Source organism: Salinicoccus siamensis (genome assembly GCF_055391965.1).
The window spans coordinates 471,452-487,653 of sequence record NZ_AP043765.1 but is presented as its reverse complement, the minus strand read 5'-3'; the positions used below and the strand labels follow the sequence as shown (position 1 = coordinate 487,653).

The 16,202-nt window shown below is 38.9% G+C and carries 11 protein-coding genes and 3 pseudogenes; 1 reads left to right on the top strand and 13 read right to left on the bottom strand.

Annotated features, from left to right (window positions below; translation table 11 throughout):
* Positions 1-17 precede the first annotated feature (17 nt).
* From brxC to ACZ5LF_RS02410, 13 genes and pseudogenes are all read right to left on the bottom strand, one after another.
* On the bottom strand, positions 18-3,566 hold the full coding sequence (gene brxC, locus ACZ5LF_RS02470; protein ID WP_380569258.1) for a BREX system P-loop protein BrxC: 3,549 nt from the start codon (positions 3,564-3,566) through the stop codon (positions 18-20).
* Between the two features lie 12 nt (positions 3,567-3,578).
* A complete protein-coding gene (locus ACZ5LF_RS02465) occupies positions 3,579-4,151 on the bottom strand; it encodes a DUF1788 domain-containing protein (protein WP_380569259.1) in 573 nt (190 codons plus the stop codon).
* Entirely contained in the window at positions 4,148-4,759 is a 612-nt protein-coding gene (locus tag ACZ5LF_RS02460; protein ID WP_380569260.1) for a DUF1819 family protein, read from the bottom strand. The genes ACZ5LF_RS02465 and ACZ5LF_RS02460 overlap by 4 nt, the downstream gene beginning before the upstream one ends.
* Before the next feature lie 119 nt (positions 4,760-4,878).
* Entirely contained in the window at positions 4,879-5,025 is a 147-nt protein-coding gene (locus ACZ5LF_RS02455; protein WP_380569261.1) for a hypothetical protein, read from the bottom strand.
* A 157-nt stretch (positions 5,026-5,182) separates the two neighbouring features.
* Positions 5,183-5,446, bottom strand: coding sequence for an FmdB family zinc ribbon protein (locus ACZ5LF_RS02450; protein ID WP_380569262.1), 264 nt, complete (start codon positions 5,444-5,446; stop codon positions 5,183-5,185).
* A pseudogene (gene fmdA, locus ACZ5LF_RS02445) lies at positions 5,446-6,629 on the bottom strand (formamidase). The gene ACZ5LF_RS02450 and the pseudogene fmdA overlap by 1 nt, the downstream one beginning before the upstream one ends.
* A 536-nt stretch (positions 6,630-7,165) precedes the next feature.
* The gene (locus tag ACZ5LF_RS02440; protein ID WP_380569263.1) at positions 7,166-8,479 is read right to left on the bottom strand and encodes a cytosine permease; all 1,314 of its coding nucleotides are present in this window, start codon (positions 8,477-8,479) and stop codon (positions 7,166-7,168) included.
* A gap of 10 nt (positions 8,480-8,489) precedes the next feature.
* Positions 8,490-8,816 carry a cupin domain-containing protein gene (locus ACZ5LF_RS02435; RefSeq protein WP_380569264.1) on the bottom strand — a complete coding sequence of 109 codons (327 nt, stop codon included), beginning with the start codon at positions 8,814-8,816 and terminating at the stop codon, positions 8,490-8,492.
* Positions 8,817-8,818: 2 nt separating this feature from the next.
* Complete coding sequence (locus tag ACZ5LF_RS02430) at positions 8,819-10,498, bottom strand: hydantoinase B/oxoprolinase family protein (RefSeq protein ID WP_175287947.1); 1,680 nt, start codon at positions 10,496-10,498, stop codon at positions 8,819-8,821.
* Positions 10,488-12,536: a hydantoinase/oxoprolinase family protein gene (locus ACZ5LF_RS02425; RefSeq protein ID WP_380569265.1), complete on the bottom strand. Its 2,049-nt coding sequence runs from the start codon at positions 12,534-12,536 to the stop codon at positions 10,488-10,490. The genes ACZ5LF_RS02430 and ACZ5LF_RS02425 overlap by 11 nt, the downstream gene beginning before the upstream one ends.
* Positions 12,537-12,548: 12 nt before the next feature.
* Positions 12,549-13,088 (bottom strand): helix-turn-helix domain-containing protein, encoded by a 540-nt coding sequence (locus tag ACZ5LF_RS02420; protein ID WP_380569266.1) that lies wholly within the window; start codon positions 13,086-13,088, stop codon positions 12,549-12,551.
* Between the two features lie 476 nt (positions 13,089-13,564).
* A pseudogene (locus tag ACZ5LF_RS02415) lies at positions 13,565-13,936 on the bottom strand (IS30 family transposase); the annotation flags it as partial.
* Between the two features lie 169 nt (positions 13,937-14,105).
* Positions 14,106-15,065, bottom strand: a pseudogene (locus tag ACZ5LF_RS02410) (IS30 family transposase).
* A 353-nt stretch (positions 15,066-15,418) separates the two neighbouring features.
* Here ACZ5LF_RS02410 and ACZ5LF_RS02405 point away from each other — a divergent pair.
* Positions 15,419-16,192 (top strand): gluconate 2-dehydrogenase subunit 3 family protein, encoded by a 774-nt coding sequence (locus ACZ5LF_RS02405; protein WP_344700751.1) that lies wholly within the window; start codon positions 15,419-15,421, stop codon positions 16,190-16,192.
* Positions 16,193-16,202 lie beyond the last annotated feature (10 nt).

The following is a 16,202-nucleotide window of genomic DNA, read 5'->3' as shown; positions in this document are numbered from 1 at the left end:
CCGTTCATCCTCCTATTCTAATCAATAAACTCAATGTTTTTATTTTCTTTAATTATTTGTCTTAACTTACTGGATAGTGAATTCACATACCTATCTACATCATCTTCAGTCTGGAGCTTATTAACAGAAACTAAGTCTCTAACCCTTACTCGTTGCACAGAAACTTTAGGTTGTTCAGGTTCTTTTACACCCTCACCATCACCTTTTTCTTCCTCTTGGTTAGCCTTAATTTCTTGTTCGATAGTACGCTCATATCTCTCCTTTAGGCTATTACTTTGTGTGATAGTAGCATCTACCTTGAATATGTTTGCAAAGCTCTCAACGCTATCTAATAAGCCCTCAAATGACTGCTTAATCTTTGTTTTGGTTTCCTCAGTAACACCATAATCATTTGTCTTTAGCATTAGTCCATCATAAACAAGTTTAACCGCTTCTTTTGCGTCTTGTTTTTTCTTAGCTAAAACATTCTTGATATCATCATCAATTTTATGGGCAAGTTCAGGAATGTCCTTGATTTTCTTATAAGGAATTGGATCATTTACGATGTCCTTTAACTCCTGCACCGTTGCTTGCGTTTCATCACTATCAAGGTAATGATTGTTTTCTTCATATTGAGTTAGGGCATCTAACCCTTGATCGAAAATTTGTTTCTGATTATCAAAGAAACTGTAAACCAATGTAATATCTTCTTCCCAATCTAACAATTCATCTTGTAGCTCTTTTAATTTCGATAAAAATGAAGCATTGTCCATACGATTGTTAAATTCGCCAAAGTATTCTAAGCCTTTATCTAACAGACTTTCTCCTGGATACTTACGACCTTCATATCGTTTTTTATAGGAATGGATTTCTTTTACCTGTCCCTCGATTAATCGTTTGGTTTCTTGAACTAAGCCATCTTCGTCATCAGGAAGATCAGTTTTGTTAAATACATTCTTTGCAATGTTACGAGCAGTTCGTAGTAACGTATCATCAACCTTCACACGCTTCGTGATAATCGCTTTATCTACATCAGATGGTTTAATCAACACACTTAAAATGTTCCTATTTTCAGGTTCCACGTATTCACCATTATGCGTTATTCGTATAAATTGATCTTTTAATAAGGTGGCAATTAAACCCGCCGTATCATGTTCACGCCAACCATAAGGTTTTGCACTAAAATGATCCAACAAGATCTTCGAACGAACCTGACGACTAAATTCATGCTGTAAATTAATAAAATCTTTCACTTCTTGGACTGCTAAATCATTTGAGTCTGTTTTAACATCCAATGTCATTTGTTGATCATCACTTCGAGCAAGGGCCAATAAATCATTATCATTTTCAATCGGTACTTTTATATACTCCAATTTCGTATAGACATTCTCCACCAAATGGCTCATACCATTCATAATCTTTTCTCGCACAGTAGATCCTTTTATATCCACACTCTCTCCATTAACGAAGAATTGTGCTGAACGAATAGCCTCTGATAGTAATTCCTTTACACGTCTTTTCCTTTGCTTAGCCTCTACCTGCTTGTTATTCAAGATGTTTTGCATGTTTTCAGGCATTTGTTGAATGTTTTTCTGTTTGCGATATTCCTCAATCTTAATCGCTTCTTCCATTTCCTCAACATAACCTTCATTTCCTTGAAGTCGTATCCAAAGTTCATCATTTCCAGATGTTTTCATCATTATTTCTTGCTCTGACAATGGATAGAAGTCAGATAAGGGTGAAAGAAAGTTGATTCCTATTGGAGCTGTTTGATTACCATAATTCTTTTCATCCATTTTGCGATTAAAGCTGAAAGAGTGTTTATTTTTATATCTAAACTTCTTATCGTCAAACAAGTCCTGATAAATATAGTTAGCAATCTCACGTTTAACAATTTCCTCTTCAACCTTGGTTCCCTTTATATCTCGGTTAATATCCTGTTCATCATCAGTTAGAAAGATATATACATCACCATTTTTTTGAATAAGGTTCTGAGAAATAAGTTTTCTCAATGACTCCTTGATGCGTTCCTTTAATTCTAATTTATCTTCGTCAATTTCTGTTACCATTAACGTAGCAAGGTTATCGATATTTGCAGGTAAATCATCAATGTATTTAATCATGAACAACACTTTTAGAACATCTATAGTGAAAACATTATCTTTTAGTGCAGGATTTTCATAAGCCCCCTCAATTACTCTTGCTACGGAAGGTGTTAGGAATTCACGAATCGTTTCATAGAAAGCATATAAAGGAATGAGCGTACCTTCTTCTTTTGTCTTAAATTGAAGTGCTGATTCTTGAAACGCCGATAACATGGAACGTTCCCCTTCGGATAAGTGCTTACCTGATGATCCATGTTTACGAACTTGCTCAAATACTTTTTGTAGCAGTTTAAAATGATATGGAACAAATGGGTAAACATTTGCAAACTCTTTGTCATCATCGTACCCACGCAAATCAGCCGTACTTTCTTTAAAAGAAACAAGGTTTTTTAGCTTTGCATTGTTATTATCTGAATGATATATCTGCTTCAATGTATCTTCTACAAAAGGTTTCTTCGCCAAGATACGTTTTTTAATGACTTCATCAACTGAAATTGATGATAGTGACAGTCTGGTATCAAAACGCCCTTGAATTCGAGAAAAGTCATCCCCTTTTACCTTCAATAAACTGTCAATGCTTTCTTGAGCAGTTACTATAATCCATACTTTACCTTTACAATATGTACCTAAGTCTTCCGTAATGGTTTGGAGGTTTAGCATAAGTTGACGACTATCACCAATATATTGACCAATTTCATCAACAAGAAACACTAAGTGGAAGTTTTCTCCTTTTTGCTCAATATATTGTTGGACATCTTTGGCAAACTTCTCAATACTCAGTTCATAATTATATACACCTTTTTCGAACCATGTCCTCGCAGACTCCTCTGACATATATGTTACAGTCGTCAATGCACCGATAACATAGTCAGCATCAAAGTCAAAGGTATTCCTACGATCAACCCAAGGCTCACCCGATAATTTTTCAAATTCATTTTTAAAATCATCATAGACTCCTTTTTGATCCAGGTATTTTTCCATTTCTGCAACTCCTGGAATATCACCATAATACCCACGATGCTCATTAAATACTTTCATAAATACTTTAAGAATTGCATCATCTTTTGACTTTGCATTTCGAGAAGTTTTCGAATCAATGTTGAATAATATGACATCGGTTTTAACACTTGCTGTTCGTTTCATATTAGCTAAGACCATGGTATCTTGTATTTTGTCCTCAAAGTAATCTAAGGCATGTTTCCCCTTTACTTCTCTATTGTCAAGTAGATGAGATAATATCTTTAGGAAATGCGATTTACCTGATCCAAAGAAACCTGAGATCCATGCTCCCATTTTATCCGTATATCCATCAATACCTTCTTGGTATTTATCATAAAATTTAGAAAAATGCTTCTGTAATTCTTTGGTTACAACGTATTCATCTAATTCCTGGTGAATATTTTCTTCATCGTTTTGGGCAACTTTTATAACACCTTTTAAGCTTCTCTCAATATCTTTTTCAAACATATCGCGTATTTGCAAGTTAACTCCCCCTTATAATTTATCCACTAACCGAAATGCTCTGTAGTAGTTATCGTCTTTGAATTTTCCAAATAATTGTAGTGATGAGCCATCATATTTTCCAGGAAAAAACATAATGACTGGTGTTTTCTCAATTACTTCTTGAAGGTTATTCAAAATATTATGCGAACGCACAAATGGATACACTTTTCCTACACCTGTAAGAATAACAACATTATGGTTTTCAATTTGTTCCTCTATTTTGTCCAAAAATATTTCAGGCTTTGCAAAGTTCGTCATCGCACGAAATAATACATCTTTTCCACGTTCTTCTTCCATTTGAAAAACTCGATCAAAAATGCCTCTTTCTTTTGCTATCTCTATCATCATTTTGTAGAGATCAAACTCTATGACTTTTCGATTTGAATTCTCATGACTGAATTCTTTTTTAATATGTAGAATATAATCTCGTACAACCAATTCATGTTCTGGCTCGTAATCAAAAACATAAAAACTTATCTCATTCCCCAAACCTCTACCTTCTATAAACTTTTCCTCTTTTATCTTCGGTATGATTTTGTCCAACCTTTTATAAATATTGCTCATAATAAAACCTCATCATCTCCCATCGCTTTCAAATAAGCGATGTCTCCTATATTTCTTATATGATCACGTAAGTTTTCATCTATAAGAAGTTGCCTTATCGTACCGCTTTTCTTATCAATTAAGATTCCAGATTCGAACAATAATTTGAAATACACTTGTCTCAGTTTGTTATAAGTGTTTTCTGTCCATCCTGCTATCTTTGTTTCCTGCTCCGCTTTTGATGTAAAGAACTCATTAATGTCCTTTTTATCAATTACGAAATCATTAACCTCCAACTTCTCTTTGATGACTTCATCCATGAATTCGAAAAATAACCTATCCGTTTTCATAATTGCATATAGGTTGATTGCTTTACCTGTCTCTAGAGGTTCTTTTAAGACCATTTCTTTTAAAGTCTCGTCTAATACCTCCATTCTTTTAACAATGGTAGGTGCTATTCGCTTCAAGCTTGAAGTGAACTTATATTCAAAGATGTTTTCCTGGATAACTTTATCTTTTATTTCGTAAATATTTAAGCCATCTATTTCAAGTTTTATCACTTGTTTCAACTCGTATAGCAAGAATGAAACACCTGTCAGATTAACACTATACTCTAACTCTTTTTCCATGCGTACACCTCTTCTCACTCACTGCAGCTCTTGTTGCATATGTATAACTCGATCCACAATCTCCAATCTTCTTTTCCCGCATTGTTGTTTAAGCACTGTAGTAAAATCATTATTTTTCACTATTTTTTTTCATTGTTGATGTAAAGAGCTTCTAGATTGTTTATAAGCTCTTCTTCTGTAATCACTTCTTCCCAATAGGCATTGATTATATTATTGACGGCTATGGCTACTTCTCTCTGAGTTCTATAAAAGAGCTTTACTTTCACTCATCTCACCTCAAAAACTATTCTTTTATTCTAATCTTATTATACTCTTACATAATCTTGATAACAATGAGCTCGATATTATAATATCTTCAATGCTATATGTTAAAAAACATTTGAGAGACACTTCGTTCACATTGAAGCGCCTCTCAAATGATGCTTAAACCATCCACGGTCTCGGATTCTTCTCTTTCTGTCTGATATTGCTTTTCGGAAGGTTTTCCTTCTTCACGACTTTTGGTGTCATGCCCTGCTCGATCCGCTTCGACACCTTGCTGTCGAGATAACTGGTTCTGAAGACCTGGAATACGCGCCGCGTTTCACTGCCGCAATCGGGGCACTTATCCTTTGCCAGGTCTTCGGTGCTCCGTTTCCACGTTTCATAGCTGCCGCATGTCTCGCACTCGAATGTATACCTTGGCATCAGTCGATCTCCGGTATGATGTTCTGATCGAAGATTTCCTTCGGCAGTGACAGCGTACAACAGGCGTTCGGAATATCGACGATGCCTCCGATGTTCCCCTGGACGGGTGCGGAGCCGAGCAGCATATAGGCCTGTTCGCCGGTGAAGCCGAGTGTCTTCATATACTCGATGGCATTGAGGCAGGCGTTGCGGTATGCGGTGTTGGCATCGAGGTACTGCTGCGTGCCGTCGAGTTCATTGACGGAGACGCCTTCGAATACAAGATACTCATTATAATGTGGCATGACGGGACCTGGCTGGAAGGCCGGGTTCTTTTCGATCTTATGCTTCTTCATGCCACCCTTGATGACATTGACCTTGAGCTCGATCCATCCCGGAATCTCAATGCCGCCGCAGAAGGTGATTTCCCCGTCACCTTGGGAGAAGTGCAGGTCGCCGACGGACAGCTTTGCGCCTTCCACAAAGACAGGGAAGTAGATTCTGGAACCTTTAGATAGGTTCTTTATGTCACAGTTGTCGCCGTTCTCCCTTGGCGGGACGGTTCTTGCGCCCTCTTTCGCCACACGGTCATAGTCTTCCCCTTTCAATGTACCGAGTACCGTGGAGTCGGCGTCCGGCAGTTCGGCAAGTAATGGCACACGCTGTGGATCCTTGTCCACCAGCTCCTTCTCTCTCCGGTTCCACTCATCCAGCAGTTCCTGGGACGGTGCGACACCGATCAGCCCCGGGTGGATGATGCCGGCAAACCTGACATTCGGCACATGTCTCGATGTCGCATAGATGCCTTCGAAATCCCAGATGGACTTCGCCGCATCAGGATAATGGTCCACCAGGAAGCTGCCGCCGTTGTCTTTCGCGAATATGCCGTTGAATCCCCACTCATGACTGCTGAACGTTCCAATATCCAAAATGTCCACGACCAGAAAGTCGCCCGGTTCCACACCATTGACATGCACCGGTCCACTCAATACATGCACACACTTCAAGTTCACTTTCGCAATATCCGAAGGGTCGTCATTGTTGCTGATCTGTCCATCCGTCCAGTCCAGGCATTCCATCTTGAACGACTCTCCCGGATCTACTGAAAAGGCTGCGGGAATATCCGGATGCCATCGGTTATGGCCGGGTGCTTCTGCTCATGCATCTTCTTCGACAAATCGATTTCAAAAATCTTCTTGGACATTGTAAAACCTCCTGTGACATTTCAGGAAAGCGCTTACAATTAAATTGTATCATTTTACAATACAGGTTTCCATATACATTCCATTTTTCACTCCATTAAAAAGGACCACTTAAATAATGAACTTCCTTTTTTATAATAAGAAAGAGTAATAAAAAAGAGGTTAACTAAGAATAATAAATTTTTACGCCCTCCCCTCCTCATTTAAGGAGAATATAAGAAAGCTAATAAAGTTCATATATAATTGTATATATTGTAATTTTATAATTTGCCGGATGACTCTGCCTTGGTTATGAAAAACTCTTCTGACTGCTCAAGTAGGAAATATTCCAAGGACAGACATTCATGGTTTATGAAGATTTGTAAACAGCCATTCATCGCTATATATCCTTTTACAGCAATAATAAAATTAAGACAAAATTAAAAGGCATACCTTCTATAGATTACAGAAGGCATGCCTTTGAGGAGATCGCTTAACCAAAAGTTCAACTTTTAGTGTTAAGTACAAGAATGCACATAAGTTTTTACGGTATTGAAGTTTATAACCATTTTTCTGGAGTGAAGTCATCTGGTTTAATTTTAGCTTTAAGACGCATAAGCAGGTAATAAGCAATCATGGCTGCAACCAAGGATTGGACTGCAGGCAGTCCCCAACTATAAACATATTGAGTCAGATATCCAACTACAATACCGATTATAATGGCGATCGTCGCCATGAAATTCCAGCTTTCTACGTTTTTCCAAGTTTGATTCCTTAGGAAAAAGAAATCAGCAAACAGGATACCAGCAATGGCAGGATAAACTAGAGCCGTCATATATAAGAAATCTTCGAAATAATCCAGTATGCCTGCCAGAGCAACTCCGATTGCAATCAATGTCCCTAGGAATGTTAGTATCTGTCTTCCCCTGTTGGTATTGACATTAAGAAGATTCGAAAATGCGAGCCCCATGCTATAGTTGTTGACGAGTTGACTGGTCCAAGTAGCAAACCATAAGACTAGAAATCCCCAAACTGGGAATCCAAGATTCACCATTACCGCAACGATATCAGCTTCTCCGACCCCAACTGACATGATCGCACCCACCATAAAAAGAGGAATACCAATGGCGACTATTCCGAGTGGAATCAGGATGTTATCTCTCCAAGTCGGTTTTGCATATCTTGTGTAGTCAGCTGCGATTACCCATTGAGAAACATTTGCACCGATGATAAGACTCATTGCAGCTAGCACTCCCATTGTTGGTTCTGGACTCCATTCCATCATCTCACTAAAACTGCTATTACGAAGAGCATAGAAGATTCCGCCGATTACCAAAAGAAGACCTGCCGGTACTGCAATGTAGTCTGTCCATTTCATGGACTTGTAACCAATGATGGATGGTATGGCAAAGAGCAGACCGGCAACGACAGTGATTAATGCCCATATCCCCCACTGAGTCTCATAATCTATACCAAACATTGCTGATATTGCATTCCCTGCTACTGCAGTCTGTAGAGCCCACCAACCAAGGGATGCCAAGAAGATTGTACCCCCTGCAATCAACCTTGCCTGAAAATCGCCAAAACTATTTTTGGCAATTACAGACGAAGGCCTGCCCGTTTTTGCTCCTATATAGCCTTGTATCGCATTTCCTGTCCATTGAATTAATACCATGGTTGCAATAATAATCCAAAATATTTGAGTAAGTTCAAAGGCTCCTGCCAATGTCGCTCCAACCATCAGTACAGGGATGGTAAATTCGAGTCCTCCAAATATGACGGCTGGTGTAAGCCAGTGTTGTCTTTTATCCATTCTTACACTCTCTATTGGATTATCGTTTCCCATGCCGTGTGAATTTTTGTTTTCAGTCATAACTTCCTCCTTAGATCAGGAGACTTACTATTTTACATTTATCCTTAGAAATATTCGTAGATTGATGTGCTTCCCCTTTAGGTATAAAAGTAAAATCCCCTTTTTTTACAGCTTGTATCTGACCATCTATCTCTACTTCTAATTCTCCTTCTACGATATAAGATAATTCGTCGTGTTCATGAATGCTGTAACCTTCAACCGGCACTGTGGTTTTTCCTGCTATTTCAACATAGTTAAGGGAGGCGTCCATATTTTTACCATCGAAAGCCTCGGGAAACATTGCTTCCATATAAAACTCATCTTTCAAAACGTTTGATTCTTTATTAATTATCTTCATACTTATCCCTCACTGTAACCGTAATCAACCTGCGCTTGTTCCAAAGTGATATAGCCATTTTTAATATCTTCAGCTACTTTTTCTCTGCTTCTTTCAGTTGGATTGCCGTATCCCCCACCAGTTGCAGTTCTTAAAACAACTTTGTCACCGGTGTTTAGTTTATATTGATTGTACTTCCCAAATGGTCCATCAATTGTTCCATCTGCTTTTTCAATATAAAATTCATTGTTGGAACCATCTTTGCCTCCTGCTGCTCCCCATACATCTGTCTTGAATCTACCAAAGCTTGCAGTAAAGAATTGATTATCAGTCAATGCTCTATATGTTCTGATAACACCCGGGCCACCTCTATGTTTACCGGCCCCTTTTCCGTCTGTTCGCATTGAATATTCATCCACTATAACCCCGTATGCTGTTTCTGCTACTTCGACTGGAACATTGAAGGTTTCTCCATCCAGAATACAGAATTGACCAGTATCTCCATCGGAATCATTGGCTGCTCCCCATCCCCCAACAGATGGTTCGACAATTAAGAAGTTTCCTTCCTTGTCAGGATGCTTTCCACCCATGATAACCGTACATACTGACATTAAGTGTCCAGCGGTCAATTTATGTGGCAACTTAGGAGCCATCGCTCGCCAAACCAATTCGTTACCATAGAGCATGGATTCCCAGTACATAGACACTGGTGCAGGTCGTTGGGCAGAAAATACTGATCTATCATCTGTAATGATTTTGAGAGGTCTAAAGGCTCCATCATTTACATCTTGATCTGCATTTGTAATGGCTAGGAAAATCGTTCTTACTGAAGATACAAGTCCAGTGAAGGAACTGTTTATTGGACCTTGAACTTGTGGTGATGATCCTCTATAATCACAAATAAATTCATTATCCGTGATCGTCAACTTCAATTTCACTTTAAGCTGTTCATCGGTAATACCGTCATCGTCAATTAAGTCTTCGACTTCAAACGTTCCTTTAGGCAGAGTTGCTATTTCTTTAAGGGCAAGCTGTTCTCCTTGATCTAAGAAACGCTCCATACTCTCTAAAATGGCTTGTTGTGAATATTTAGCACAAAGTTCTTTTAATCTTTTTTCACCAGTTCTTAAAGAGGCAACTTGAGCCCAAAGGTCACCAATTGATAATTCCGGGAATCTCACATTCGATTCTATAAGATCAATGATCTGGTTATTTACTTCCCCTTTGTCAAATAACCTTAGGCACGGGAATTGAAGTCCTTCTTGGAAAATATCTATTGAGTTTGTTGACATGGACCCTGTATCTTTGCCACCTACTTCAGTCCAGTGTGCTTTGTTGGCAACAAAAGAGATTAATTTACCATTATCAAATACTGGCATGACAACCCCTACATCACAGAGGTGTGATCCTCCCCCGTTATATGGATCGTTTATTAGAAAGATATCGCCTTCATGGATATCATCTTTATACTTGTTGATTGTTTCCTTGACCATAAACGACAACATTCCGATGAATCCAGTCACACCATTCCCTTGAGTTACCAGTTCACCTTTACTATTCGTCATTCCACATGCGTAGTCGAGGACTTCATAGATAATGGGACTCATAGATGTCTTTGCCAAAGCGATAAACATCTCTTCTCCTGTAGAAATCAGCGAATCTTTTATTACTTCATAAGTGAAAGGGTCAGTCTTATAGTTCATTTTCATTCCCCCTAATAGAAATAATCATATTGCCATATGCGTCTTTAACCAGTGAATCTCCATCATTGAGAATAGTAGACGATGTTTTTTCTTCTACTATTGCAGGACCATTCACCCGTTCCCCTTCTGAAAGAAACTCTTTTGTATATACTTTTACATTAGTCCACCCAGAATCCTCAAAATAAACTTGTCGTTCCTCTTTCAGTTTTTCACCTTTAATCGGTGTTTCTTTGGAGAGTTTTGGTTTCTCAAGTTTCCCAAGGACTTTGGCTTTGATATTGACTATTTCAGTTCCATTCTCCGGTAAAGTATATGAGTATAGTCTTTCATGACTGTTATGAAAATCCTGAATTACTGAGTCTAAGTTGTCTTGATTTAAATTCTCGTATGGTACAGAAATCTCTACAGTATGCTCTTGTCCTTTGTAACGCATATCTATACTTTTAGAGATAACTACGTTACCTTCGTCCATACCTTCTTGTTTCAATGTTTTTTTAGCTTGATCTATAATTTTCTGGTATTCCTTATTCAATCTGTCAAAGTCAGCATTCCCAGATTCCATAAGTAGAGTTTGTGAATAGTCGTGTCTCAAGTCAGACATCAACATGCCCCAAGAAGCAAAAACAGGAGAAGTTGCTGGTATAATAACCTTTTTCACACCCAATTCTTTTGCAAGATCTTGAGAGTGCATCGGGCCGCCACCTCCAATGGCTACCATAGTGAAATCACGTGGATCATAGCCTTTTCTGACAGATACGAGTTTGAGGGCATTCAACATATTAGAATTAGCAATCTTTACAATTCCCATCGCTACCTGTTCTGTGTCGGATTGGAGACGTCTACCTATTTTCTCTTGGAACTTTTTCTCGATGTTCTCAATCTCAGTACTTGCATCAAAGTTTTTCAACGATAGTCGTCCAAGCAATACATTAGCATCTGTGGTAGTAGGCTCTTCTCCCCCTTTACCATAAGCGATAGGGCCTGGGTGCGCTCCAGCTGATTTCGGGCCAACTTTGACTGAGCCACTATCATCAATCCAAGCAATAGACCCTCCTCCATTACCAATTTCTACTATATCAACCACTGGGACTTTCACAGGATACCCAGCATACTGAGTTGTTTGTTCTAAATGATAATTAGTTGAAATTTTTACATTTCCATCTTCAATAAGTGAACATTTAGCAGTAGTGCCCCCAATATCGAGTACGATTAAGTTCTTCTCACCTAATATTTCACCGAGGATAGAAGCTCCAAATATTCCAGCAACTGGACCAGACTCTACCATGTTTATCGGGGATGTCTTTGCCACATCAAACGTACTTGTGCCTCCATTTGATTGCATAATAAAATTGAAATTCTCCGTTCGTTGGTCTTTCATTTTATTTTCTAAGTTAGACAAGTACTGATTGGCTATTGGTTTGACATATGCGTTCAATGCAGCAGTCGATGATCTTTCATACTCTCTCCATTCTTTACTTAATTCATGAGAAGTAGTCACATAAACTTCCGGCCATTTTTCTTCAATATGTTCTGCTATACGTTCTTCATGGTCGCTGTTTTTATAACTGTGTAGAAGTGAAATTGCAACAGCTTCCACATTCTCTTTTTTGAAGTAATCAATTATTTCATCGACTTCTTTCAAGTCTAATTCGTTTAGCACTTCTCCCTTATAATTGAGTCTTTCCGAAACTTCTTTTCTAAGATGTCTGTCTACAGTTGGTCCCGGCTTTTTATATTTAGTGTTAAATAAGTCAGGTCTATTTCCTCTTGCGATTTCTAAAACATCTCTAAAACCTTTTGTTGTAATCAGGCCCGTCTTAACCCCTTTTTTCTCTGTTAATGCATTAATAACAACGGTTGTACCATGGAAAAACATTTTTACATCTTTCAAACTGATATCTGCCTTCTCAATAACATCAAAAATCCCTTTTTCAAAATTTCCGGGAGTCGTGTCTGACTTACCAACCGTAACTTTTCCATCATCATCAACAGCCACCAAATCCGTAAAAGTACCGCCAATGTCTGTAGCAACTCTCATATGTGATTCCTCCTAGAATAATTTGGGTGTAAGCACACAAAATATCTTCGCTATCTTTTTACTTTCATTGATATAATAATGATTAAGCTTTGAAGGGAAATGAATGACTTCCCCTTGGGTTAAGCCATACTTCTTGTCATTTACATAGAAATTGAGCTCACCTTCAGTAAGATAATACAACTCCTCTCCATCATGGCTACTGACTTCACTTTGATTCCCTGGGGGCACTGTTATAAAATAACTATCCAGTTTTCTGTTTTCAAACTCACTTGATGCTCGTAAAAATTCCTGGTCAGACTTTTCAAGTTTGAAAGGTTCCATTCGTTGAGGACTAATCTTGAAGTCTTCAGTATACTGTGGGGTGAAAAAAGCAGTGACATGTACCCCGAGTGCTTCTGCAATTTTATTTAACGAGGTAATTGCTAGTGAAGACTCCCCCCTTTCTACTTGAGATAAGAAACTGACAGACAGTCCAGTATCGTCACTCAACTCCTTTAAAGTTTTCCCCTTCTCTTTCCTTAGAGTTCTAATTTTTTCAGATACCTCTTTCATAGCTACACCTACACTTAAATTTAATACAGTAATACTGTATTTAAGTGTACTATAACATAATAAATATTGAATAAAAACAATTTTCTGATTATTTTTTAACGAATCTTAACTAAAATTTATAATATGAGCTCATATAGGAGTTGTTGCTGATTTATTATTATCATGGAGTCAAAGCATCTTAATGAAATTAAAAAAACGCTAATCTATGGAAAATAGATTAGCGATGTGCATGTGATGCTGGCTTCTTGCTTGATTTCGTTCTACAAGTACATTTAAGAGTTGTCGAGTAGTCTAACATGTGCCTTTAATGGTATATATTATAAAATCCACCGCTTTATAATAACATACTATAAAAATAATAAACGTAAATTTCAAGTTTAAGTTAGCCACCTTGCGATATCCACATCCAAGATATTGTGAACGTGCTATGGTGATGAGTGTGCCTCCGCCCCCGCGGGGGCGGAGGCGATTTTACACTAGGCGCTCTGGGCCGATTGCGTCTGCTTGAATGCTTTAACGAAACACTCGTGCGGCGTCTGATAGTCCAGGATTTTCCGTGGATAGTCATTCATCCATCGCTGGATCCTCTGAATCTGGCGGTCGCTGATTTCAGAGATCGGCTGACCTTTCGGGATGAACCGGCGGATGAGCTTATGTTGGTTCTCGCTCGTGCCCCGTTCATGTGAAGCAAACGGCCGGGTGAAGTACACATCAGTCACTGCTTTCAGTGTGTCATACAGTGCACTGAACTCCGAACCATTATCCGACGTGATGATTTGAAACAGTGACGGCATATGCGCACCGGCACGCTCGACCAGCGATGCCACTGCCTGCGTGACGGGCTGGGCGGCAATGGCAATTATGGGGGTTTACGCAGCCTATATGGTTGGAAAAAACTCAATCTTACGTCTAAGTAGCGAGGAAAATAATATTTAAGTAGAAAATTATAGTCGTTGTACACTATAAAAAATGATAACAATACAATATTAGATAAGAAATTCTTAAAGGTTTCATTTGTCAAAATAAGCTAGACAGTTCTTTTTCACCCATGTAACTCAAAAATACTTCCAATGGTGTTCGGTAGTTCAATGATTTTCTCGGTATATGGTTTCTTCTTGCAGCGACCGATGCGATAAAAGCGTGGTCGACTGTGTTGAAATCCATATCTTTACGCAGTCCATCCCTTCTGAGCAGACCATTGGAATGTTCATTCAGCCCGCGTTGTGACGGTGTGCCCGGATCGGCGAAGTAGATGGCCAGGTCATTTCGATTACTCATCGACTGTCAGTTGGAGAATGCTTTACCGCAGTCAAACGTGATGGACTTGAACAGGTTTCTCGGCACCCAGTGACACCACCTATTGATGGCAGTTTCGATATCTTTGGCCGTCCGACCTTCAGGTTTCAATGTGATGATGACTTTCGATAGCCGTTCAACCAGCGTGATGACGGCGCTTTTATGTCGCACACCGACAATAGTGTCGCCCTCCAGATGGCCGAATTCTTTATTGAACGCTGGATAGTCGTTCACCCTTTCTGAAATGTTGCGCCGGACCGTCTGTCGCCCCCGGCGTTCCTTATGACCGTTGGGTTTTCTTTTGCCTTTCATTGGCAATGTGGACACATCAAAGTCCTTACGCTTGAACATGCGGTACAATGTGCGGCTGGAACACTGTATCTTACGGTCACGCCGGCCGGCAATCACATCCGGTGTCCAGCCCTGGGCCACTTTTCCTGTCACATATGCGTGTTGGTCCGCTGGCAGTCTTGTCCGTTTCCGGCCGCAGCGCTGCTTGTTTGCCTTGTAGCGCTGGTAGTAGTCCAATGCGCTGTGGCCGGCTCTGAAAAAAGCCACAACATTATGGACCGTCTGTCGGGCCCGGCAGACCCGTTTCGAGATTTTTGAAACAGGGATGTTCTGATGAAAGTAGGATTCTATGATGACCAGTTCATCCGTGCTGAGATGGGTGTCGGTCATTCGTGATCACTCCTATGTTTTCTTTGGTTGGAAAACCATTTTGAGTGTATCACGAGTGGCTCTTTCTATGTGTCTAGCTTAATTTTACAATCGGCGAGGTATGTATATTTATTATTACCATGCATTTATCAAGGCGATATTTTTACTGAGCTTATTCAAGATATGCGCTATTAGCATTAAGAATAAGCTTTTTTAGTTTATCAGATTACTATTTGAACCCTTATTCAATGCAAAGATGTCATTTAAAGAATTGAAAATGAACCATCTTTAATGCCGTCATTGATAAACTTTCAAAAAAATCAAAAAGATGATACAATTACTGTAATTTATGAAAAGATATGGGGGGTAAAATTATGTCTGATGAAAAACAATTCTCAAGAAGAGATTTCTTGAAAACAACAGGAATTGCTACTGGTGGTATTGTGGGTGGAAGTTTATTAGGTGGTTTAGTCGGTTTTAATATCGACAGCGATGTGGATGTTAATGAAGGAGTTAAAGATAGTGACACGGGAGGCTCAACAGAATCTGAAGACAAGTTAAATATCCCAGATCAAGGACGTATTTTTTTCAGTAATGACGAAGAGTTTGAAACTATTGAAGCAGCAATGGAAAGGATATTTCCAAAGTCTGATATTGGCCCAGGGGCCAAAGAACTTGGAGCAGCATATTATTTAGATGGACAACTTGCAGGAGCGTACGGTTTAAATTCTAGAGAATATATGCAGGGTCCATTCTATGAAGGAAAACCCACACAGGGTTATCAATCCAGTTTAAACAGAGCATCATATTTCCGACTCGGGATTGAAAAACTTCAAGACGAGGCAAAACAACGTCATGATGATTCTTTCAGTAAATTAGATGGAAAACAACAAGATGATATCTTAAAAGATTTTGAAAAAGATGAAGTAGATTTCGGTGTCCCTAGGAGTACAGCTACTTCGGGATTCTTCTTTAAATTATTACGTGAAGCTACATTAGAAGGCGTATATTCCGATCCTATTTATAGAGGAAATAGAGGTATGGCTGGATGGAAAATGAAGCAGTTCCCTGGTCATCAACATTCCTATTTAGATGTCATCGATAGTGATGGATTTGAAGATATCGAACCTAAACCTAATTTTAGCTAAGTATTTAATT